Origin of the sequence: Pseudomonas sp. FYR_2, from assembly GCF_043106425.1 — a bacterium.
Lineage (GTDB): Bacteria > Pseudomonadota > Gammaproteobacteria > Pseudomonadales > Pseudomonadaceae > Aquipseudomonas > Aquipseudomonas monteilii.
The window spans coordinates 56216-77332 of the sequence record NZ_JBICMM010000019.1; the positions used below are offsets into that span (position 1 = coordinate 56216).

Below are 21117 nucleotides of genomic sequence, written 5' to 3' on the forward strand. Positions count from 1 at the left end.
GATCCCTTAAGGTAGGGCGCCAAACGGATCAACCGGCCGGCCGCCTGGCCGTAGACCCAAGACGGATGACTATGAACCCGAATTTTCTCGATTTCGAACAGCCGATTGCCGACCTGCAAGCCAAGATCGAAGGCCTGCGCCTGGTAGGCAACGACAACTCGCTGAACATCAGCGATGAAATTGCCCGTCTGCAAGACAAGAGCAGCACCCTGACCGAAAGCATCTTCGGCAACCTGACCAGCTGGCAGATCGCCCGTCTGGCCCGTCATCCGCGTCGTCCTTACACCCTGGACTACCTGGAACACATCTTCACCGAGTTCGAAGAGCTGCACGGTGACCGCCACTTCTCCGACGACGCCGCCATTGTGGGGGGTACCGCACGCCTGGACGGCAAGCCGGTCATGGTCATCGGCCATCAGAAGGGCCGTGAAGTGCGTGAGAAGGTGCGCCGCAACTTCGGCATGCCGCGCCCGGAAGGCTACCGCAAGGCTTGCCGCCTGATGGAAATGGCCGAGCGCTTCAAGATGCCGATCCTGACCTTCATCGACACCCCGGGTGCCTACCCGGGTATCGACGCCGAAGAGCGCAACCAGAGCGAGGCAATCGCCTGGAACCTGCGTGTGATGGCTCGCCTGAAAACCCCGATCATCGCGACCGTAATTGGCGAGGGTGGTTCTGGCGGTGCATTGGCCATCGGTGTGTGTGACCAGCTCAACATGCTGCAATATTCCACCTACTCGGTGATCTCGCCGGAAGGTTGCGCTTCGATCCTGTGGAAGACTGCCGACAAGGCAGCTGATGCGGCCGAGGCCATGGGCATCACTGCCGAGCGCCTGAAGAGCCTGAACATCGTTGACAAGGTGATCCAGGAACCGCTGGGCGGCGCCCACCGCGACCCGGCCAAGATGTCGGAAAGCATCCGCGCCGACCTGGTGCAGCAGCTGGACATGCTCAGCAAGTTCGACAACGACGCGCTGCTGGCCCGTCGTTACGAGCGCCTGATGAGCTACGGCCTCTGATAGCGAGATGAATGGCACCGGCTTCGCCGGTGTTCGCGGGCAAGCCCGCTCCCACAGGGACAGCGCTCTTCTGCACTGAGCGAGCAACTTGTGGGAGCGGCCTTGCCCGCGAATGCATTCTTGAATGGAGTGCGGGTTCGATGATCAACCTCACCCCTTGGCTCAACGCCCCAGCCTGGTACATCGCCTTTTCAGGCGGCCTCGATTCCACCGTCCTCCTGCACCTGCTGGCCGACTACGCTCGCCATCACACATCCCCCCCGCTGCGTGCGATCCACATCCATCACGGTCTGCAAACCGCCGCCGACGCCTGGCCCGCACACTGCCAAGCCATCTGCGACAATCTCGGCATTGAACTCCAGGTCATCCACGTCCAGGTCGCCCCCGGCGCCAGCCTCGAACAGGCCGCTCGCGACGCCCGCTATGCCGCGTTCAAACAAGCCCTGAGCCCCGGCGACATCCTGTTCACCGGCCAGCACCGTGACGACCAGGCCGAAACCCTGCTGTTTCGTCTGTTGCGCGGCGCCGGTCTGCGTGGCCTGGCTGCAATGCCGATGCAGCGGGCGCTAGGGCAGGGCAGTCTGGTCAGGCCTTTGCTGGCTTGTGCTCGGCAGCAGCTGCAAGCCTATGCCCGAATGAAGGGGCTAGCCTGGATCGAAGACCCGTCAAACGCCGACACACATTTCGCCCGCAACTTCCTGCGTGGCGAGGTGCTTCCGCATTTGCAGCAACGTTGGCCGCAAACCACCCAGAACCTCGCCCGCGCCGCAGAGCACCTGGGCGAAGCCTTGGGGCTGCTGGACGAGCTCGCCCAAGGTGACCTTGCGTGCGCAGAAAGGGGGGCGCCGAAGGCCTGGGCCGGGTTGGACTCGCTCGATCTGGCATCTCTGGTCGCGTTGTCGCCCGCCCGTCAGCGCAATGCCCTGCAGTATTGGCTGAGCCTTCGCACCCGTTTGCCAGACACCCGCCACTGGGCCGGCTGGGCGGACCTGCGTGATGCTGCCGGGGATGCGCAGCCGGTCTGGCGGCTCGCCGACGGGCACCTGCTGCGCAGCCATGGGCGCATCTGGTGGCTGAGTGGTGACTGGCTACAGCTGCCCGTCGGCGAGTTGGTATGGGGGAACCCCACCGTGCCGCTGTTGCTGCCAGGTAACGGCAGCGTGCGTCTTGCGGTCGCACAGCCGCTCGCAGACCTGCGCATCGCCTACCGCCAGGGCGGCGAAATGCTGGACATCCCCGGCCGTGGGCGGCGCGACCTCAAGCGCCTGCTCAACGAGTTGCAGGTGCCGCATTTCCTGCGCTCACGCCTGCCGCTGCTGTATCAGGGCGAGTGTTTGCTGGCGGTGGCCAACCTACCGGGGTTGGTGCAGGCGGATTGCCAGCTGCACTGGCAGTTACCGACGAACGCGCAAGGTTTGAGCTGAAGGGTACATTCGGGTAGACTACCCTCCCTTCTTGATACAGCTTCTGTGGGTTCCGCGAAAACACAGGAGTTGCCGATTACCAAGCAGTTTTTTGCTGGGCTGATTCTGGAAATGACGAGCGAGCTCCATGCCGGGGATACCCCTGGTCTGTACAGACGCGGCAGTTTTTCGAGATGCACTGTGATTGACGCAGGTGATCGGGGGCTTCGGCCTTCCTTCGCTTTCTCCGGCGGCGCTGGCCGCTTTAACGCAGACTTCTAGGGTTTTTCATGACGCGCTACATATTCGTCACGGGCGGTGTTGTTTCTTCATTGGGGAAAGGCATTGCCTCGGCTTCCCTGGCGGCCATCCTGGAAGCGCGGGGCCTGAAGGTCACCATGCTCAAGCTGGATCCGTACATCAACGTCGATCCGGGCACCATGAGCCCGTTCCAGCACGGTGAAGTGTTCGTCACCCACGATGGCGCCGAGACCGACCTCGACCTGGGTCACTACGAGCGGTTCATCCGCACCACCATGACCCAGAACAACAACTTCACCACCGGCCGCATCTACGAGCACGTGCTGCGTAAAGAGCGTCGTGGTGATTACCTGGGCGCGACCATCCAGGTCATCCCGCACATCACCGACGAGATCAAACGTCGCATCATCAAGGGTGCCGGCGATGCCGACGTGGCCCTGGTGGAAATCGGCGGTACCGTGGGTGACATCGAGTCGCAGCCGTTCCTCGAGGCCATCCGCCAGCTGCGCGTCGAAGTGGGCTCCAAGCGCGCCATGCTGATGCACCTGACCCTGGTCCCGTACATCGCCACCGCTGGCGAAACCAAGACCAAGCCGACCCAGCACTCGGTCAAGGAGCTGCGCTCCATCGGCCTGCAGCCTGACGTGCTGATCTGCCGCTCCGACCACCCGGTCGATGCCTCGTCGCGTCGCAAGATCGCGCTGTTCACCAACGTTGAAGAGCGTGCGGTGATTTCGCTGGAAGACGTCGACACCATCTACAAGATCCCGGGCGTACTGCACGCACAGGGCCTGGACGACTTCGTCGTCGAGCGTTTCGGCCTGCAGTGCAATGGCGCCGACCTGTCCGAGTGGGACAAGGTGGTCGATGCCAAGCTCAACCCTGAGCAGGAAGTGACCATCGCTATGGTCGGCAAGTACATGGAGCTGCTGGACGCGTACAAGTCGCTGATCGAAGCGATGAGCCACGCCGGCATCACCAACCGTACCAAGGTCAACCTGCGCTACATCGATTCGGAAGACATCGAGAACCAGGGCACCAGCCTGCTCGAAGGCGCCGATGCCATTCTGGTGCCGGGCGGTTTCGGCCTGCGCGGCGTGGAAGGCAAGATCACTGCGGTGCAATACGCCCGTGAAAACAAGGTGCCGTACCTGGGTATCTGCCTGGGCATGCAGGTGGCCGTGATCGAATTCGCCCGTAACGTCATGGGCTGGAAAGACGCCAACTCCACCGAGTTCGACCGCAACAGCGGCCACCCTGTGGTCGGCCTGATCACCGAGTGGGCCGATGCCACCGGTGCCGTCGAAACCCGCAACGAGGCTTCCGACCTGGGCGGCACCATGCGCCTGGGCGCACAGGACTGCCAGCTGGCTGCCGGTTCCAAGGTGCACGACTGCTACGGCAAGGACGTGATCACCGAGCGTCATCGCCACCGCTACGAAGTGAACAACAACCTGCTGCCGCAACTGGTCGACGCTGGCCTGGTGGTTTCTGGCCGTTCCGAAGACGGCGCGCTGGTGGAAGTGGTCGAGTCCAAGGACCACCCATGGTTCGTCGCCTGCCAGTTCCACCCGGAGTTCACCTCCACCCCGCGTGACGGCCACCCGCTGTTCAGTGGTTTCGTCAAGGCAGCCCTGGCTCAGAAGAACAAGGCCTGATCAATGACCCAGAAGATCATCCGCGTCGGTAACATCGAGATCGCCAACGACAAGCCGTTCGTCCTGTTCGGCGGCATGAACGTCCTGGAGTCCCGTGACCTGGCAATGAAGGTCTGCGAGGAGTACGTGCGGGTGACCGAGAAGCTCGGTATCCCCTACGTGTTCAAGGCCAGTTTCGACAAGGCCAACCGTTCGTCGGTGACGTCTTACCGTGGCCCGGGCATGGAAGAAGGGCTGAAGATCTTCGAAGAGATCAAGCGCACCTTCAACGTGCCGGTGATCACTGATGTGCACGAGCCCTACCAGTGCGAGCCGGTGGCCAAGGTGTGTGACATCATCCAGTTGCCAGCCTTCCTTTCGCGCCAGACCGACCTGGTCGTCGCGATGGCCAAGACCGGCGCTGTGATCAACATCAAGAAGGCGCAGTTCCTCGCGCCGCACGAGATGAAGCACATCCTCGCCAAGTGCGTCGAGGCCGGTAACGACCAGCTCATCCTGTGTGAGCGCGGTTCGAGCTTCGGCTACAACAACCTGGTGGTGGACATGCTCGGCTTCGGCATCATGAAGCAGTTCGAGTACCCGGTGTTCTTCGACGTGACCCACGCCCTGCAGACGCCGGGCGGTCGCGCTGATTCCGCCGGTGGCCGCCGCGCCCAGGTCACCGACCTGGCCAAGGCGGGCATGAGCCAGGGCCTGGCCGGCCTGTTCCTCGAAGCCCACCCGGACCCGGACAACGCCAAATGCGATGGCCCATGCGCCCTGCGCCTGGACAAACTGGAGCCATTCCTGGCCCAGCTCAAGCAACTGGACGACCTGGTGAAAAGTTTTCCGACGGTAGAAACCGCGTAAAGCTCATTTCTCGGGTAAAGTACCGCCCGATCCACCCCTGACCAATCGGTCAGGGGCTCCCTTCACCCGGCCTGTCCCCTGCAAATCCGCCTGGTGAACGGCAAGAATTTCTTAAGCTAAGTTGTTTTCGTCAATTCTGGAGTGCTTACAACAATGGCAAAAATCGTCGACATCAAAGGTCGTGAAGTTCTCGATTCGCGTGGCAACCCCACCGTGGAAGCCGATGTACTGCTCGACAACGGCATCATCGGCAGCGCTTGCGCGCCGTCCGGTGCTTCCACCGGCTCGCGCGAAGCGCTGGAGCTGCGTGATGGCGACAAGAGCCGTTACCTGGGCAAGGGTGTGCTGAAGGCTGTCGCCAACATCAACGGCCCGATCCGTGACCTGCTGCTGGGCAAGGACCCTTCCGACCAGAAGGCCCTGGACCACGCCATGATCGAACTGGACGGTACCGAGAACAAGGCCAAGCTCGGCGCCAACGCCATCCTGGCTGTTTCCCTGGCTGCCGCCAAGGCCGCTGCCCAGGACCAGGACCTGCCGCTGTACGCGCACATCGCCAACCTGAACGGCACTCCGGGCCAGTACTCGATGCCGGTTCCGATGATGAACATCATCAACGGTGGCGAGCACGCCGACAACAACGTCGACATCCAGGAGTTCATGGTTCAGCCGGTTGGCGCCAAGACCTTCTCCGACGGCCTGCGTATGGGCACCGAAATTTTCCACCACCTCAAAGCCGTGCTGAAGGCCCGTGGCCTGAACACCGCCGTGGGTGACGAAGGTGGCTTCGCCCCTAACCTGGCTTCCAACGAAGACGCCCTGGGCGCCATCGCCGAAGCGGTCGAAAAAGCCGGCTACAAGCTGGGCACCGACGTGACCCTGGCCCTGGACTGCGCGGCTTCCGAATTCTACGAAGACGGCAAGTACAACCTGTCCGGCGAAGGCAAGTCGTTCGACGCCGAAGGTTTCGCCGAATACCTGAAAGGCCTGACCGAGCGCTTCCCGATCATCTCGATCGAAGATGGCCTGGACGAGTCCGACTGGGCTGGCTGGAAGATCCTCACCGACAAGATTGGTGAAAAGGTACAGCTGGTGGGCGACGACCTGTTCGTGACCAACACCAAGATCCTGAAGGAAGGCATCGAGAAGGGCATCGGTAACTCGATCCTGATCAAGTTCAACCAGATCGGCTCGCTGACCGAAACCCTGGAAGCCATCCAGATGGCCAAGGCTGCTGGCTACACCGCAGTGATCTCGCACCGCTCCGGTGAAACCGAAGACTCGACCATTGCCGACCTGGCCGTGGGTACCGCTGCTGGCCAGATCAAGACTGGTTCGCTGTGCCGTTCCGACCGCGTTTCCAAGTACAACCAGCTGCTGCGCATCGAAGAGCAACTGGGTGCCAAAGCGGTTTACCGTGGTCGTGCCGAGTTTCGCGGCTAAGCAAGAGATGGTAAAAAGACAGCAGCCGGAGTTGTAGGAACGTTCGTACTGATCTTTCCTTCATCCCAACGGGTTTCTGTCAACGAAGCCTGGCCTCGGCCAGGCTTCGTGCTATTCGAGGCCCCGAAGTAACAAGTACGCGGCAGCCTTTTTAACCTGGATAACGTGATGCGCAGTCCCTATTGGGTGTTCCTCGTTCTGCTCCTGCTGCTGGGTGGCCTGCAGTACCGCCTGTGGGTGGGTAATGGCAGCCTGGCGCAAGTGACCGAACTGAAGCAGCAGATTGACGAGCAGCATGCCGAGAACGAGCGCTTGCTTGAGCGCAACCGCGTGCTCGATGCCGAAGTGCTGGAGCTGAAAAAAGGCATGGAGACCGTTGAAGAACGGGCTCGCCACGAATTGGGAATGGTCAAAGAGGGCGAAACCCTCTTCCAGTTGCCACAGAAATGATCGATACCTTACCGGCCTTCTGGGCCGTGATTCCTGCTGCGGGCGTAGGTGCCCGCATGGCTGCCGACCGCCCCAAGCAATACCTGGAGCTGGCTGGGCAGACCATCCTCGAGCACAGCCTCGACGGTTTTCTTGGCCACCCGGCACTCAAAGGTGTGGTGGTCAGCATTGCTGAAGATGACCCGTACTGGCCGGCCCTGCGTTGCGCCAGCGACCCGCGCATCCAGCGCGCAGCGGGTGGGCGCGAGCGTGCCGATTCGGTGCTCAATGCCTTGCTGTTGCTGCATGCACATGGCGCCTCGGACAGCGACTGGGTGCTGGTGCATGATGCTGCGCGGCCGAATTTGGCGCGCAGCGACCTGGACAAGCTGTTGTCGGAGCTGGCGGACGACCCGGTGGGTGGCCTGCTGGCGGTACCGGCGCGCGATACCCTCAAGCGTGCCGATGGCAGCGGCCGGGTAAGTGCTACCGTGGACCGTAGCACCATCTGGCAAGCGTATACGCCGCAGATGTTCCGCCTTGGCGCGTTGCACCGGGCGCTCGCTGAGTGCCTGGTGTCGGATGTGGTAGTTACCGATGAAGCTTCTGCCATCGAATGGTCCGGCCAGGCGCCGCGTTTGGTGGAAGGGCGTAGCGACAACATCAAGGTGACCCGGCCGGAAGACCTTGAATGGTTGCGCCAGCGCTGGGCTGGGCGGCGCTGAAGGCTCAAACCGGTGTTGGCTTGCCCGCGAAGAGGCCGGTAAAGCCAGCATATCCCTTCAGCCGAAACGATATTCCGGCAACCCCGCCAACCCCTCCTTCAGGTAATCCACCAGCCGCCGCACTTTGGGCGACAGGTGCCGCTGCTGCGGATACAACGCCCACACCGCCGTATTCGGCGGCTGGTGCGCTTCCAGCAACGACACCAGAGCCCCCGTATTCAGGTGCTCCAGCACGTAGTAATCCGGCAACTGGCACAACCCCATCCCCTGCAATGCCGCATCCAGCACCGCCTGCCCGCTGTTGCAGCGCCAGTTACCCTGCACCCGCTGGCTTATCTCGCGCCCATCCTGCTGCAATGCCCACAAGTCCGAACTGCCCACCAGGCAATTGTGCCGCGCCAACTCTGACAGGCTGTGGGGTCGACCATAACGTTCCAGATAAGCCGGCGAGGCACACACGTACATGCGCCGGGGGGCGAGGCGGGCGGCCACCAATCGAGAGTCGGCCAGCCGCCCCAAACGGATGGCCAGGTCCATGCCTTCGTGCAGCAGGTCGAGGGTGTGGTTGCTCAACTCCACCTCCACCCGCAGCTGCGGGTACAGCGCTATGAACCGTGTCACGAGCGGCACGATGAAGCGCTCGCCGTACGCTACCGCGCACGTCATGCGCAGCAATCCCTTTGGCTCGCTGGCTAAGTCGCCCATGGCGCGCAGGGCTTCCTCGCGGCCATCCTGAAGACGTTGGCAATGCTGCAGAAAGGTTTGCCCGGCCTCGCTCAAGGTCACCCGACGTGTACTGCGGTAGAGCAGGCGTGTTTGCAGGCGCTCCTCTAGCCGGGCGATCTGGCGGCTGATGTGCGACGAAGAAACCCCCAGGCGTTCGGCCGCCGCCGTGAACTGGCCAGATTCGGCCACGGCGACGAATTCGTCGATACCTTCCCAGCGGCTGCTCATTGATTATCCCTGTATGGCAATAATGTTTTGTCTTTGCCTGGATTATTCATCAAAAGGCACTGAATTACACTGCAAGCCTGAATCGACACTCTGTCTGGAGACCTTTGATGATCAAGTCCCGTGCCGCCGTAGCCTTCGAAGCCAAGAAACCCCTGGAAATCGTCGAAGTCGACGTGGCCATGCCCAAGGCCGGTGAAGTGCTGCTGCGCGTGGTCGCCAGCGGTGTCTGCCACACCGACGCCTACACCCTGTCCGGTGCCGACCCGGAAGGCATCTTCCCGTCGATCCTCGGCCACGAAGGTGGCGCGATCGTTGAGGCGGTAGGCGAGGGCGTGACCTCGGTGGCCGTTGGCGATCATGTGATTCCGCTCTACACCCCGGAATGCGGCAAGTGCAAGTTCTGCCTCTCGGGCAAGACCAACCTGTGCCAGGCCATCCGTGCGACCCAAGGCAAGGGTCTGATGCCAGACGGCACCACGCGCTTCTCGTACAAGGGCCAGCAGCTGTTCCACTACATGGGGACCTCGACCTTCTCCGAGTACACCGTGCTGCCGGAAATCTCCGTGGCCAAGATCCAGAAAGAAGCCCCCCTGGAAAAGGTGTGCCTGCTGGGCTGTGGCGTCACCACCGGTATTGGTGCGGTGCTCAACACCGCCAAGGTCAAGCCGGGTGATACCGTGGCCATCTTCGGCCTGGGCGGCATCGGCCTGTCGGCGGTGATCGGTGCGGTCAAGGCCAAGGCCTCGCGCATCATCGCCATCGACATCAACCCGGCCAAGTTCGAGATCGCCCGCCAGCTGGGCGCCACCGACTGCATCAACCCGAAAGACTACGACCGCCCGATCCAGGAAGTGATCGTCGACCTCACCGACGGTGGCGTGGACTTCTCCTTCGAGTGCATCGGCAACGTGCAACTGATGCGTGCGGCGCTGGAGTGCTGCCACAAGGGCTGGGGCGAGTCGGTGATCATCGGCGTGGCCGGTGCCGGCCAGGAAATCGCCACCCGTCCGTTCCAGCTGGTGACCGGCCGGGTATGGCGCGGTTCGGCGTTCGGTGGCGTGCGTGGCCGCAGCGAGCTGCCAAGCTACGTGGAAATGTCCGAGAAGGGCGAGATCCCGCTGGATACCTTCATCACCCACACCATGGGCCTGGAGGATATCAACAAAGCCTTCGACCTGATGCATGAAGGCAAGAGCATCCGCAGCGTGATCCACTTCTGAGGTACGCCATGAGCCTGGATAACATCTCCTGCCAGAAAAGCTTCGGCGGTTGGCACAAGCGTTACCGGCATCACTCCAAGGTGCTGGGCTGCGACATGGTATTTGCCGTGTACTTGCCGCCGCAGGCCGAGCTGGGTGAGAAGCTGCCGGTGCTGTACTGGCTTAGCGGCCTCACCTGCACCGACGAGAACTTCATGCAGAAGGCCGGCGCCCAGCGCCTGGCCGCCGAGCTTGGGCTGATCATCGTCGCCCCCGACACCAGCCCGCGTGGCGAGCAGGTGCCGGGCGACCCGGACGGCGCCTGGGACTTCGGCCTGGGCGCGGGCTTCTACCTCAACGCCACCCAGCAACCTTGGGCCAAGCACTACCACATGCACGACTATGTGGTGGAGGAGTTGCCCGCGCTGATCGAGGCGCACTTCCCGGCATCGGGCGAGCGCAGTATCAGTGGCCACTCCATGGGCGGGCATGGCGCACTGGTGTGCGCCTTGCGCAACCCGGGGCGCTACCGTTCGGTGTCGGCGTTCTCGCCGATTAGCAACCCGATGGATTGCCCCTGGGGCGAAAAGGCCTTCAGCCGGTACCTGGGTGACGACCGTGCGCGCTGGCGTGAGTGGGATGCCAGTGTGCTGTTGGCCGAAACGCCGGCCGGCGAGTGCCCGCCGTTGCTGGTGGACCAGGGCGACCGTGACGACTTCCTCGAAAAGCAGCTCAAGCCTGAAGCGCTGGAGCAGGCGGCACGCAAAGGGGGGCATGAACTGACCCTGCGCCTGCAGCCGGGCTATGACCATAGCTACTACTTCATTGCCAGCTTCATCGAGGAGCACCTGCGCCATCATGCGGTGGCATTGGGGCGGGTGTAAGACGTAGCGTTTTTGGTGCCTGTGAGATCGAGCGCCGCCCGCGCGGCGCATCGCGAGCTGCGCTCGCTCCTACGTCTGTTTCGCGCCAATTATTCCTGTGAAGATTGCGCGCGAACGCTTTGGCGCATGGCTCGATATCGCGTCGTACAAACAAGGCGGTCGCGCGCGTCTGTCACAGGCGTTACTGGCTCGAAACAAACGTAGGAGCGAGCGCAGCTCGCGATGCGCCGCGCGGGCGGCGCTCGATCTGCCAGACGCTGAAAATCCCAAGGCGATCACCTCCAGCCCAATGCCTCAAAAGCAGGTAGAATCACGCCCTGACTTATTCAGGGCGTTTTCTTATGCGTATTGGCCACGGCTACGATGTGCACCGTTTCTGCGACGGTGATTTCATTACCCTGGGCGGGGTGCGTATCCCCCACAAATACGGCCTGCTGGCCCACTCCGACGGCGACGTGCTGCTGCACGCCCTGAGCGATGCCTTGCTGGGTGCTGCGGCGCTGGGCGATATCGGCAAGCACTTCCCCGACACCGACCCACAGTTCAAGGGTGCCGACAGCCGCGTGCTGCTGCGCCATGTGGTCGGCATCGTCAAGGCCAAGGGCTGGAAGGTCGGCAATGTAGACGCCACCATCGTCGCCCAGGCGCCGAAGATGGCCCCGCACATCGAGACCATGCGCCAGCTGATCGCCGAGGACCTGCAGGTCGAGCTCGGCCAGGTCAACGTCAAGGCCACCACCACCGAAAAGCTGGGCTTCACCGGCCGCGAGGAGGGTATTGCCGTGCATTCGGTCGCCCTGCTGCTGCCAGCATGACCGAACTGGAACTGCTGGGCCCGCGCGCATCGGGCGAACCACTGGGCACCGCCGTCCTTAAGGCGGTGGCCGAAGACTTCCAGGTCGACGAAGTGCTGGATATTCCACTGTCCGGCCAGGGCGAGCACTTGTGGCTGTGGGTCGAGAAGCGTGAGCTGAACACCGAAGAGGCCGCTCGCCGCCTGGCGCGCGCCGCCGGTGTGCCGGTGCGCACCATCAGCTATGCCGGGCTCAAGGACCGTCAGGCCCTGACCCGTCAGTGGTTCAGCCTGCACCTGCCAGGCAAGGCCGACCCGGACCTGTCGCGTGCCGAGGATGCCAGCCTGCGCGTGCTCAAGCAGGTGCGTCACCAGCGCAAGCTGCAGCGTGGCGCGCATTCGGCCAACGGCTTCACCCTGCGCCTGACGGCCCTGGCGGCGGATCACCAGGCGCTGGACGCGCGCCTTGAACAGCTGAAGCAGCACGGTGTACCCAACTATTTCGGCACCCAGCGCTTCGGTCACGGCGGCGGCAACGTCCATGACGCCCTCGACTGGGCGGCGCGCAACGCCTTGCCCGAGCAGCGCAATGTGCGTTCGCGGCTGCTTTCGGCCGGGCGCAGCTACCTGTTCAATCAGGTGCTGGCTGCGCGTGTCGCCGAAGGTAGCTGGGCGCGGGCGCAGGTCGGCGACCTGCTGGCATTCACTGACAGCCGTAGCTTTTTCCCGGCGGGAGAGGCGGAATGTGCCGACCCGCGCCTGGCGATTCTCGATCTGCACCCGACCGGCCCGATGTGGGGCGAGGGCGCTTCGCCTGCTGACGGGGCCACTGCCCGCCTGGAAAACGCCGTCGGTGCAGATCAACCGGCACTTTGCCAGTGGTTGGCCCAGGCGGGCATGGATCACGAACGGCGCATTTTGCGGCTCCCTATTGGCGGCCTGACATGGCATTATCCCGAGCCTGATATCCTGCAACTGGAATTCGTCCTGCCGGCCGGATGCTTCGCCACCGTGGTGGTGCGTGAAGTCGTGGATCTGGTGTCGGCAGGGCAGACGGACAGCCCATGCGTATTCTGATTTCGAACGACGACGGTGTTACCGCGCCCGGCATCGCCGCGCTGCACGCTGCGCTGGCGGATTACGCCGAGTGCTCGGTGATCGCCCCGGAGCAAGACAAGAGCGGCGCCAGCAGTTCGCTGACGCTGGACCGGCCACTGCACCCGCAAACCCTGGCCAACGGTTTCATCAGCCTCAACGGCACGCCGACCGACTGTGTGCATCTGGGGCTCAATGGGCTGTTGCCGCACACGCCGGACATGGTCGTGTCGGGGATCAACCTCGGTGCCAACCTGGGCGATGACGTGCTGTATTCGGGCACGGTCGCCGCCGCGTTGGAAGGCCGCTTCCTGGGTGGCACGTCGCTGGCGTTTTCGCTGTTGTCGCGCCAGCCGGACAACCTGCCGACCGCGGCCCATATCGCCCGCCGCCTGGTCGAGGCCCAGTCGCGCCTGGCGCTGCCACCCCGCACCGTGCTCAACGTAAACATTCCCAACCTGCCGCTGGAGCACATTCGTGGCATCCGGCTCACCCGCCTCGGTCACCGGGCGCGGGCGGCGGCACCGACCAAGGTGGTCAACCCGCGCGGCAAGGAAGGTTACTGGATCGCCGTGGCCGGCGATGCCGAGGACGGCGGTCCGGGTACCGACTTCCACGCGGTGATGCAGGGCTATGTATCGATCACCCCGTTGCAACTCGACCGCACCTTCAATGATGCCTTCGAGCAGCTCGACGGTTGGCTGGAGGGCCTGCTCTGATGCGCGAGGACGATATGCTGCGCCGCGGCATCGGCATGACCTCCCAGCGTACCCGGGAGCGGCTGATCCAGCGCCTGTGCGAAGAGGGCGTTTCGAACACCAAGGTGCTCGACGTGATTCGTCGTACCCCGCGCCACCTGTTCGTCGACGAGGCACTGGCGCATCGTGCCTACGAAGACACCGCATTGCCCATCGGCCACAACCAGACCATCTCGCAACCGTTCATGGTTGCCCACATGAGCGAGCTGCTACTCGAGGCCGGGCCGCTGGACAAGGTGCTGGAGATTGGTACCGGCTCAGGCTACCAGACGGCGATCCTGGCCCAGTTGGTGGAACGGGTGTTTTCGGTGGAGCGTATCAAGGTGCTGCAGGACCGGGCCAAAGAGCGCCTGGTGGAGCTGAACCTGCGCAACGTGGTATTCCGCTGGGGCGATGGCTGCGAAGGCTGGCCGGCGCTGGCGCCGTACAACGGCATCATCGTCACGGCGGTGGCGCCAGAAGTGCCGCAGGCATTGCTTGACCAGCTTGCCCCCGGGGGGCGCATGGTGATCCCGGTGGGGGCGACCGGTGAAGCGCAGCAACTGATGCTGATCGTGCGCGAGGAGCATGGATTCTCTCGGCGCGTGCTGGGGGCCGTGCGCTTCGTTCCGCTGCTCAATGGTCCGCTGGCCTGAGGCGTGCGGGTATGAGCCGCGCGGTATTTTTGCGCCAGCGGCGAATTCTTGCCGCTTCGCCCTGTCTATCTGGCGGTAGAAAGCGCTAGCTCGCTCCGGGTATTGCAACAGCCTTTTCACCCGCCTGCCAATACTGGCCGGCTTGGTTATAATTGCAACAATATTGCATTTTTTGTCTTCATATCGTTTTTCGGCACCATGAGGGGAGCGCGGGTGGGTCACACAGTCATTCGGCAGCGCAAGGACGGGTCGGGTTTCAAGCTTCTGGTGATTGCACTGGCCATGGGCACGCTACTGGTGGGTTGCTCGAGCACCAGCAGCAACAGCAGTGCGCGGGTGGTCGACCGCAATAACACCGTGCCCAAGCGCCCGGCGGTGACGTCCGGGCAGTACATCGTCAAGCCGGGTGACACGCTGTTCTCCATTGCCTTCCGCTATGGCTGGGACTACAAGGAGCTGGCCGCACGCAACGGCATCGCGGCGCCTTATACCATTCGCCCAGGGCAAGCGATTCGTTTCAGCAGCGGTTCCAGCAGCAGTACCACGGTGGTGTCCAGCCCCTCTTCATCGAGCCGCACCACGGTCACCCGCAGGCCTGTGGGCACGACTGCCGTGACGCCTGCCAACACCAGCAAACCGGCAACGCCGACAACCTCCACCCCTACACCGGTTGCCACCACCGTGCCTGCGGCAGAGCGCGCCGCAGGCGGCTGGACCTGGCCTGCCAACGGCGTGCTGATTGGAAAATTTGCTTCAAACGGTAGTTTGAATAAAGGCATTGATATCGCCGGTGATTTGGGACAGCCTGTTTTTGCTGCGTCTGATGGTGCGGTGGTTTACGCCGGGAGTGGTTTAAGGGGCTACGGCGAGCTGATCATCATCAAGCACAGTGATACCTACGTCAGTGCCTACGGTCATAACCGCAGGCTGTTGGTTCGGGAGGGGCAGCAGGTCAAGGCAGGGCAGTCGATTGCTGAAATGGGGTCTACGGGCACAGATCGGGTGAAGCTGCATTTCGAGATTCGCCGCCAGGGCAAACCCGTCGATCCACTCCAGTTCCTGCCACGCCGTTGATCGTTGTACCCGGCCTGTTCCTGTGATGTAGAGGGGACAGGCTCAAGCGCTGCCAGGGATAAAGGTGCCGCTCGAGTCTGAGTTCGAACTCAGCAAAGGACTATAACAATGGCTCTCAGTAAAGAAGTGCCGGAGTTTGACATCGACGATGACGTCCTCCTGATGGAGACGGGTATCGTTTTGGAAACGGATGTGGTGTCAGACGAACCTGCTGTATCTTCGGTTCGGACGAGGGCCAAGTCGGGCTCTTCGCTCAAGCAACACAAGTACATCGATTACAGCCGGGCGCTCGATGCCACCCAGCTGTATCTGAACGAAATCGGCTTCTCGCCGCTGCTTTCGCCGGAAGAGGAAGTGCATTTTGCGCGTTTGTCGCAAAAGGGTGACCCTGCTGGCCGCAAGCGCATGATCGAAAGCAACCTGCGCCTGGTTGTTAAAATTGCCCGTCGTTACGTGAACCGTGGCCTGTCGCTGCTCGACCTGATCGAGGAGGGCAACCTGGGGCTGATCCGTGCGGTCGAGAAGTTCGACCCGGAGCGTGGTTTCCGTTTCTCGACCTATGCGACCTGGTGGATTCGCCAGACCATCGAGCGGGCGATCATGAACCAGACCCGCACCATTCGCTTGCCGATCCACGTGGTCAAAGAGCTGAACGTCTACCTGCGTGCGGCCCGAGAGCTGACCCAAAAGCTGGACCACGAACCCTCCCCGGAAGAAATCGCCACCTTGCTGGAGAAGCCCGTCGCCGAGGTCAAGCGCATGCTCGGCCTGAATGAACGGGTGTCTTCGGTGGATGTGTCGCTTGGCCCGGATTCGGACAAGACCCTGCTCGACACCCTGACCGACGACCGCCCCACAGACCCGTGCGAGCTGCTTCAGGATGACGACCTGTCGCAGAGCATCGACCAGTGGCTGGGGGAGTTGACCGACAAGCAGCGGGAAGTGGTGGTGCGCCGCTTTGGCCTGCGCGGGCATGAAAGCAGCACCCTGGAGGATGTTGGGCTGGAGATCGGCCTGACCCGGGAACGGGTGCGGCAGATCCAGGTGGAAGGGCTCAAGCGCCTGCGTGAGATCCTGGAGAAGAACGGCCTGTCCAGCGAGTCGTTGTTCCAGTAGCGAAAGCCTGTAATGCAAAACGCCCCGATGACCTCGGGGCTTTTTTGTGTGTCGCGATGGGCTGCAAAGCAGCCCCAAAATCTGCCAGCCACAGCAGATGTCGAATATGTACTGCGCCACCCCAGTAACATTGCATGTAAGCCTTTTCTTACTTGTTTTGTAGGCCATCTATGCAAATCTCAGTAAATCATTGTCGTTTTTAGCCCCGGTATTTTTCCAACTCATTGAAAATCAAGTGTTATTCGCCTGTGTGGAAATGTGTCCCGTGTAATACCTTGTGAGGTTTCGCGCTTGCCGGCCCGGCTCAACCCGCTAGTATTCGAACTGTGCACACGGACATGCACAGGCTTCCAGGGAGGAGGCCAAGGACATCGCAAGACGCGATTTCATCAGGATGATGTTTGGGACAAGCAGGGACTACGGAAAAAATGTGGGCGGGTCAAACCGCCCCTTTTTTTTGCTCGCAGAAAAACAAAAAAAGGCCCCGAGGGGCCTTTTTCGTGTCCGGGCGCTATCAGCGCTCCAGGTCTGCAATCTTGCCAGTCTTGCCGTCCCACTCTTCAGCGTCCGGCAGGGCGTCCTTACGTTCGGTGATGTTCGGCCAGACTTCCGCCAGTTCGGCGTTCAGCTCGATGAAGTTCTCCATCCCGGCTGGGATTTCGTCTTCCGAGAAGATGGCTTGTGCTGGGCACTCCGGTTCGCACAGGGCGCAGTCGATGCACTCGTCCGGGTGGATGACCAGGAAGTTCGGGCCTTCGTAGAAGCAGTCCACCGGACAGACTTCCACGCAGTCGGTGTATTTGCATTTGATGCAGTTGTCGGTGACGACGAAGGTCATTTCTAGTTCTCTCCTCAGGCGACGGCGGCGGCCCTTCCTCTCAGGGCCGCGCGGTTTACAGGTATGTGGCTGCAGGCCAGGCTAATAACCTGCAGCACCAGCAAACCGCGGCGGATTCTACCAGCTTGTAGTGGCTGCCGTTATAACAGGTTCTTTAGTTGATATAGCATTTCGATAGCTTGACGCGGGGTCATGTCGTCCAGTTGCAGCTTGCCCAGCTTCTCGATGGCCGGGTGCGGCAGGCTGGCGAACAGGTCGCTCTGGTGCGGCACCTGTGGCGTGTCCTTGGCTTTTTGCGCCGGGGACGGCTCATGCGGCAGGCTGGTGGTTTCCAGGCGCCCCAGGTGTTCGCGGGCGCGCTGGATGACCGCCGTCGGCACGCCGGCCAGTTGCGCCACGGCCAGGCCGTAGCTTTGGCTGGCAGGGCCAGGCAGAACGTGGTGCAGGAACACGATGCGTTCGTTGTGCTCGGTGGCATTGAGGTGCACGTTGGCCACCAGCGGCTCGCTCTCCGGCAGCACGGTGAGCTCGAAGTAGTGGGTGGCGAACAAGGTGTAGGCACGCAATTGCGCCAGGCGCTCGGCGGCGGCCCAGGCCAGCGACAGGCCGTCGAAGGTACTGGTGCCACGGCCTACTTCATCCATCAGCACCAGGCTGCGGTCGGTGGCGTTGTGCAGAATGTTGGCGGTTTCGCTCATCTCGACCATGAAGGTCGAGCGCCCGCCAGCCAGGTCGTCGCTGGAGCCGATGCGGGTGAAGATGCGGTCGACCAGTGACAGCTCGCAGCTGGCTGCCGGTACGAAGCTGCCGATGTGCGCCAGCAGCACGATCAGGGCCGTCTGGCGCATGTAGGTGGACTTACCGCCCATGTTCGGGCCGGTGATGATCAGCATGCGCGTGCTGTTGTCCAGGCCCAGGTCGTTGGCAACGAATGGCGTGGTCAGCACCTGTTCCACCACCGGGTGGCGGCCCTGCTCGATGCGCAGGCACGGCTCGTCGACGAAGCGCGGGCAGTTCAGGTCGAGGTTAAGCGCACGTTCGGCCAGGTTGCTGAGTACATCCAGTTCGGCCAAGGCGGCGGCGCTGTCCTGCAGCGGCGCCAGGTGGCTGATCAGGGTTTCCAGCAAGGCGTCGTAGAGCATTTTCTCGCGAGCCAGGGCACGGCTTTTGGCTGACAGTGCCTTGTCCTCGAACGCTTTCAGCTCAGGGGTGATGAAGCGCTCGGCACCCTTGAGCGTCTGGCGGCGGATGTAGTCGCCCGGTGCCTGCTCGGCCTGCTTGGTTGGCAGCTCGATGAAGTAGCCGTGCACGCGGTTGTAGCCGACCTTGAGGTTGGCCAGGCCGGTGCGGGCCTTCTCCCGGGCTTCCAGGTCAATCAGGAACTGGCCGGCGTTTTCGCTGATGGCCAGCAGCTCGTCCAGCTCGCTGTCATAGCCGGCCTTGAGCACGCCGCCGTCGCGGATCACCGCCGGCGGGTTATCGATGATTGCACGCTCCAGCAGGCTGGCCAGCTCCGGGTAGGTGCCGGTAATCGCTGCCAGGCGCGCCAGATGCGGCGCCTCAAGCTCGGTCATGGCGTTCTGCAGCTCGGGCAATGCGCCCAAGGCATCGCGCAGGCGCGCCAGGTCACGAGGGCGGGCATTGCGCAGGCCGATACGGGCGAGGATGCGCTCGATATCGCCAATTTCCTTCAGCTGTGGCTGCAGCTTCTCGAAGCGGTAGCCGTCGAGCAGGCAGCGGATCGAGTCCTGACGTGCTTGCAGTACTTTGAGGTCGCGCAACGGGCGGTTCAGCCATCGGCTCAGCAGACGGCTGGCCATGGCGGTCTGGCAACGATCGACCACCGATTGCAGGGTGTTGTCACGCCCACCCGCCAGGTTGATGTCCAGCTCCAGGTTGCGCCGGCTGGCGCCATCGAGGATGACCGTGTCGTCCAGGCGCTCGTGGCGCAAGCTACGCAGGTGCGGCAGGGCCGTGCGCTGGGTTTCCTTGGCGTAGGTCAGCAGGCAACCGGCGGCGCCAATGGCCAGGGTCAGCTTGTCGCAGCCAAAGCCTTTGAGGTCCTTGGTTGCGAACTGCTGGCACAGCGCCTTGCGCGCCGAGTCGCGGTCGAAGTCCCACGGGGCGCGGCGGCGGGCGCCTGGGCGCTTCTCGGCCGGCAGGTCGCGGGGCCAGTCGTCGGGGATCAACAGCTCGACCGGGTTCAGGCGCTCGAGTTCGGCCAGCAGGTTTTCCCAGCCTTTGATCTCCTGCACGCTGAAGTTGCCGCTGGTGATGTCCAGTACAGCCAGGCCGAACAGGCGTTCGTCGCCGAGCAGCGCGGCAATCAGGTTGTCGCGGCGCTCGTCGAGCAGGGCTTCGTCGCTGACCGTGCCGGGGGTAATGATGCGCACCACCTGGCGCTCCACCGGGCCCTTGCTGGTGGCCGGGTCGCCGATCTGTTCGCAAATCACCACCGATTCGCCGAGCTTGACCAGCTTAGCCAGGTAGCCCTCCAGCGAGTGGAACGGAATGCCGCACATAGGGATGGACTGGCCAGCCGACTGACCGCGCGCGGTCAGGGTGATGTCCAGCAGTTTCGCGGCCTTCTTGGCATCTTCGTAGAAGATCTCGTAGAAGTCGCCCATGCGGTAGAACATCAGCTGGTCCGGGTGCTGGTTCTTCAGCTTCCAGTACTGCTGCATCATCGGGGTGTGTGCGGAAAGATCTGACATTCAGGGCCTTACAGCGGGTGATCTGGTTGGCGATGGTAAACCCGCAATGGTACAGGCTTTTTTGTTGTGATGCAGGCGCAGGCTTCGGGGCATACGCACATGCTTGGCGGGCAATGGTGGAGCTGCGCCGCGTTACCCTCTAGAATGCGCGGCCCTCGACGAACGCCCCTAGCCGTGACCTGCACGATGAATGTGTCCAGCCCTGTCCCTCATGTTAAGCAACAGCTGATCTACCTCCTGTACGGCGAGCGCCGTATCTATCAGCTGGAGGCCAAACTCAGCATCCTCACCGCCATTGCGCGCTGCAAGCCGGCAGAGCTGCCGGTGATCCGTGTGCTTACCGACCAGCCGAAGGCCTTTGTCGGCTGGCCGGTGGAAGTGATTGCCCTGAACGAGCAGACCCTGCAGGCCTGGACCGGCGACGGCGGCTACACCCACCGGCGCAAGGCCTGCGCCATTGCCCAGGCCGGGCAGTGGGCGGACAAGACCGTGTTCATCGATACCGATACGGTGTTCCTGCAGTCACCGCTGAAGTTGTTCAGCCAAGTCGATGCCGGGCAGTTCCTGGTCGACGAAGTGGAAACGAGCTGGGCCGAGGCTTCGCGCAGCAACGACTACCTTCGCTTCAGTGCCGGGCTCGCCGAGGCTGGACATGCGCCGGCCGACGATTTGCGGCTCTGCAACAGTGGCGTAATGGGCTTCACCCGCTGCAACGTCGGCATTGCCGAGCGCGCCATCCCGCGCATCGATGCCTGGCTACCCTATACCGGCGACCTGCACACCATCGAACAGATTGCCTTTTCCTTCGAGTTGCACGGGGCGCAGGTGAATGAAGCACGTGGCGTGATCAGCCATTACTTCGCGATGAAGCAGTACGTGCATGCCGTCCTGGAAATTTTCTTTGCCAGGCACGGCGAAGGTTTCCATCCGCGTATGCCTGGCTTGGCCCTCAAGGTGCCGGCACATCGCCCCGTCCCTTCGTGGTGGGCGCGGCTTTCGGTGAAGTGGAGCCTCAAGCGTGTGCCGCGGGAGCTGCGTGGTATCGGCCGCAAGCTGCTGTACGGCAGTGTGATGAGCGGCGACGACTACCAGCGTGCGTGCAAGGTGATCTGGTGGCGTTCGGCAATCGAAGACATGCGCAAGCTGGGCGGCTTGGACTGGAGCCGGGAATGGCCGGAAGGGCTGCCGCGCCTTGGACGGCGTGACGAACGTGCGTTCAGCGAAATAGCCCGGGGCAGCCTGGAGGTTTCCTGAGCCAGGGCCTACCGCA

At 62.7% G+C, this 21117-nt stretch carries 19 protein-coding genes; 16 read left to right on the forward strand and 3 right to left on the reverse strand.

The features are described 5' to 3' along the window. Positions 1 to 71: 71 nt before the first annotated feature. The 7 genes from ACF8R4_RS09625 (at position 72) to ispD (ending at position 7787) form a co-directional block, all read left to right on the forward strand. Positions 72 to 1019, forward strand: a complete 948-nt coding sequence (locus ACF8R4_RS09625; RefSeq protein WP_028698702.1) for an acetyl-CoA carboxylase carboxyltransferase subunit alpha — start codon at positions 72 to 74, stop codon at positions 1017 to 1019. Between the two features lie 140 nt (positions 1020 to 1159). Continuing rightward, on the forward strand, positions 1160 to 2443 hold the full coding sequence (tilS, locus tag ACF8R4_RS09630) for a tRNA lysidine(34) synthetase TilS (protein ID WP_104834105.1): 1284 nt from the start codon (positions 1160 to 1162) through the stop codon (positions 2441 to 2443). Between the two features lie 269 nt (positions 2444 to 2712). Then, on the forward strand, positions 2713 to 4341 hold the full coding sequence (locus ACF8R4_RS09635; RefSeq protein ID WP_060497317.1) for a CTP synthase: 1629 nt from the start codon (positions 2713 to 2715) through the stop codon (positions 4339 to 4341). 3 nt (positions 4342 to 4344) lie between these two features. Continuing rightward, on the forward strand, positions 4345 to 5190 hold the full coding sequence (kdsA, locus tag ACF8R4_RS09640; protein ID WP_060497316.1) for a 3-deoxy-8-phosphooctulonate synthase: 846 nt from the start codon (positions 4345 to 4347) through the stop codon (positions 5188 to 5190). Between the two features lie 153 nt (positions 5191 to 5343). Continuing rightward, complete coding sequence (gene eno / locus ACF8R4_RS09645; RefSeq protein WP_060497315.1) at positions 5344 to 6633, forward strand: phosphopyruvate hydratase; 1290 nt, start codon at positions 5344 to 5346, stop codon at positions 6631 to 6633. Positions 6634 to 6801: 168 nt separating this feature from the next. Further along, a complete protein-coding gene (ftsB, locus tag ACF8R4_RS09650; protein WP_016712918.1) occupies positions 6802 to 7083 on the forward strand; it encodes a cell division protein FtsB in 282 nt (93 codons plus the stop codon). After that, positions 7080 to 7787, forward strand: coding sequence for a 2-C-methyl-D-erythritol 4-phosphate cytidylyltransferase (ispD, locus tag ACF8R4_RS09655; RefSeq protein ID WP_060497314.1), 708 nt, complete (start codon positions 7080 to 7082; stop codon positions 7785 to 7787). The genes ftsB and ispD overlap by 4 nt, the downstream gene beginning before the upstream one ends. 57 nt (positions 7788 to 7844) lie before the next feature. On the opposite strand, the gene ACF8R4_RS09660 is transcribed toward ispD, so the two are convergent. Beyond that, positions 7845 to 8741 (reverse strand): LysR substrate-binding domain-containing protein, encoded by an 897-nt coding sequence (locus ACF8R4_RS09660; RefSeq protein WP_156867812.1) that lies wholly within the window; start codon positions 8739 to 8741, stop codon positions 7845 to 7847. 107 nt (positions 8742 to 8848) lie between these two features. On the opposite strand from ACF8R4_RS09660, the gene ACF8R4_RS09665 reads away from it, so the two are divergent. The 8 genes from ACF8R4_RS09665 to rpoS all read left to right on the forward strand — a co-directional run bounded on the left by ACF8R4_RS09665 (position 8849) and on the right by rpoS (position 16295). Next, a complete protein-coding gene (locus ACF8R4_RS09665; protein ID WP_016712915.1) occupies positions 8849 to 9961 on the forward strand; it encodes an S-(hydroxymethyl)glutathione dehydrogenase/class III alcohol dehydrogenase in 1113 nt (370 codons plus the stop codon). Positions 9962 to 9969: 8 nt separating this feature from the next. Next, complete coding sequence (gene fghA, locus ACF8R4_RS09670) at positions 9970 to 10824, forward strand: S-formylglutathione hydrolase (protein WP_060497312.1); 855 nt, start codon at positions 9970 to 9972, stop codon at positions 10822 to 10824. A gap of 341 nt (positions 10825 to 11165) precedes the next feature. Further along, on the forward strand, positions 11166 to 11639 hold the full coding sequence (gene ispF / locus ACF8R4_RS09675) for a 2-C-methyl-D-erythritol 2,4-cyclodiphosphate synthase (RefSeq protein WP_164524967.1): 474 nt from the start codon (positions 11166 to 11168) through the stop codon (positions 11637 to 11639). Then, complete coding sequence (gene truD / locus ACF8R4_RS09680) at positions 11636 to 12694, forward strand: tRNA pseudouridine(13) synthase TruD (RefSeq protein WP_060501905.1); 1059 nt, start codon at positions 11636 to 11638, stop codon at positions 12692 to 12694. The genes ispF and truD overlap by 4 nt, the downstream gene beginning before the upstream one ends. After that, positions 12682 to 13431 (forward strand): 5'/3'-nucleotidase SurE, encoded by a 750-nt coding sequence (gene surE / locus ACF8R4_RS09685; RefSeq protein WP_016712911.1) that lies wholly within the window; start codon positions 12682 to 12684, stop codon positions 13429 to 13431. Before truD ends, surE begins: the two co-directional genes overlap by 13 nt. Before the next feature lie 35 nt (positions 13432 to 13466). Continuing rightward, positions 13467 to 14105 (forward strand): protein-L-isoaspartate(D-aspartate) O-methyltransferase, encoded by a 639-nt coding sequence (locus tag ACF8R4_RS09690; protein WP_164525271.1) that lies wholly within the window; start codon positions 13467 to 13469, stop codon positions 14103 to 14105. 213 nt (positions 14106 to 14318) lie between these two features. Continuing rightward, the gene (locus ACF8R4_RS09695) at positions 14319 to 15179 is read left to right on the forward strand and encodes a peptidoglycan DD-metalloendopeptidase family protein (protein ID WP_060501901.1); all 861 of its coding nucleotides are present in this window, start codon (positions 14319 to 14321) and stop codon (positions 15177 to 15179) included. Positions 15180 to 15287: 108 nt separating this feature from the next. Then, positions 15288 to 16295 (forward strand): RNA polymerase sigma factor RpoS, encoded by a 1008-nt coding sequence (rpoS, locus tag ACF8R4_RS09700; protein ID WP_003252351.1) that lies wholly within the window; start codon positions 15288 to 15290, stop codon positions 16293 to 16295. Positions 16296 to 16809: 514 nt separating this feature from the next. Here rpoS and fdxA read toward each other — a convergent pair. Both fdxA and mutS read right to left on the reverse strand, forming a co-directional pair. After that, the gene (gene fdxA, locus ACF8R4_RS09705) at positions 16810 to 17133 is read right to left on the reverse strand and encodes a ferredoxin FdxA (RefSeq protein WP_012270863.1); all 324 of its coding nucleotides are present in this window, start codon (positions 17131 to 17133) and stop codon (positions 16810 to 16812) included. A 140-nt stretch (positions 17134 to 17273) separates the two neighbouring features. Continuing rightward, a complete protein-coding gene (gene mutS / locus ACF8R4_RS09710; protein ID WP_060501900.1) occupies positions 17274 to 19847 on the reverse strand; it encodes a DNA mismatch repair protein MutS in 2574 nt (857 codons plus the stop codon). Between the two features lie 186 nt (positions 19848 to 20033). On the opposite strand from mutS, the gene ACF8R4_RS09715 reads away from it, so the two are divergent. Then, positions 20034 to 21101: a hypothetical protein gene (locus ACF8R4_RS09715; protein WP_164524966.1), complete on the forward strand. Its 1068-nt coding sequence runs from the start codon at positions 20034 to 20036 to the stop codon at positions 21099 to 21101. Positions 21102 to 21117: the final 16 nt, after the last annotated feature.

What these genes read in the sequence shown, in the direction of transcription:
- ACF8R4_RS09660 (WP_156867812.1), bottom strand. Translation starts at nt 8,741, where the DNA reads ATGAGCAGCCGCTGGGAAGGTATCGACGAATTCGTCGCCGTGGCCGAA.
- ispD (WP_060497314.1), top strand. Translation starts at nt 7,080, where the DNA reads ATGATCGATACCTTACCGGCCTTCTGGGCCGTGATTCCTGCTGCGGGC.
- mutS (WP_060501900.1), bottom strand. Translation starts at nt 19,847, where the DNA reads ATGTCAGATCTTTCCGCACACACCCCGATGATGCAGCAGTACTGGAAG.
- kdsA (WP_060497316.1), top strand. Translation starts at nt 4,345, where the DNA reads ATGACCCAGAAGATCATCCGCGTCGGTAACATCGAGATCGCCAACGAC.
- ACF8R4_RS09690 (WP_164525271.1), top strand. Translation starts at nt 13,467, where the DNA reads ATGACCTCCCAGCGTACCCGGGAGCGGCTGATCCAGCGCCTGTGCGAA.
- ACF8R4_RS09635 (WP_060497317.1), top strand. Translation starts at nt 2,713, where the DNA reads ATGACGCGCTACATATTCGTCACGGGCGGTGTTGTTTCTTCATTGGGG.
- fghA (WP_060497312.1), top strand. Translation starts at nt 9,970, where the DNA reads ATGAGCCTGGATAACATCTCCTGCCAGAAAAGCTTCGGCGGTTGGCAC.
- ftsB (WP_016712918.1), top strand. Translation starts at nt 6,802, where the DNA reads ATGCGCAGTCCCTATTGGGTGTTCCTCGTTCTGCTCCTGCTGCTGGGT.
- eno (WP_060497315.1), top strand. Translation starts at nt 5,344, where the DNA reads ATGGCAAAAATCGTCGACATCAAAGGTCGTGAAGTTCTCGATTCGCGT.
- ACF8R4_RS09665 (WP_016712915.1), top strand. Translation starts at nt 8,849, where the DNA reads ATGATCAAGTCCCGTGCCGCCGTAGCCTTCGAAGCCAAGAAACCCCTG.
- ispF (WP_164524967.1), top strand. Translation starts at nt 11,166, where the DNA reads ATGCGTATTGGCCACGGCTACGATGTGCACCGTTTCTGCGACGGTGAT.
- ACF8R4_RS09715 (WP_164524966.1), top strand. Translation starts at nt 20,034, where the DNA reads ATGAATGTGTCCAGCCCTGTCCCTCATGTTAAGCAACAGCTGATCTAC.
- surE (WP_016712911.1), top strand. Translation starts at nt 12,682, where the DNA reads ATGCGTATTCTGATTTCGAACGACGACGGTGTTACCGCGCCCGGCATC.
- ACF8R4_RS09625 (WP_028698702.1), top strand. Translation starts at nt 72, where the DNA reads ATGAACCCGAATTTTCTCGATTTCGAACAGCCGATTGCCGACCTGCAA.
- truD (WP_060501905.1), top strand. Translation starts at nt 11,636, where the DNA reads ATGACCGAACTGGAACTGCTGGGCCCGCGCGCATCGGGCGAACCACTG.
- tilS (WP_104834105.1), top strand. Translation starts at nt 1,160, where the DNA reads ATGATCAACCTCACCCCTTGGCTCAACGCCCCAGCCTGGTACATCGCC.
- fdxA (WP_012270863.1), bottom strand. Translation starts at nt 17,133, where the DNA reads ATGACCTTCGTCGTCACCGACAACTGCATCAAATGCAAATACACCGAC.
- rpoS (WP_003252351.1), top strand. Translation starts at nt 15,288, where the DNA reads ATGGCTCTCAGTAAAGAAGTGCCGGAGTTTGACATCGACGATGACGTC.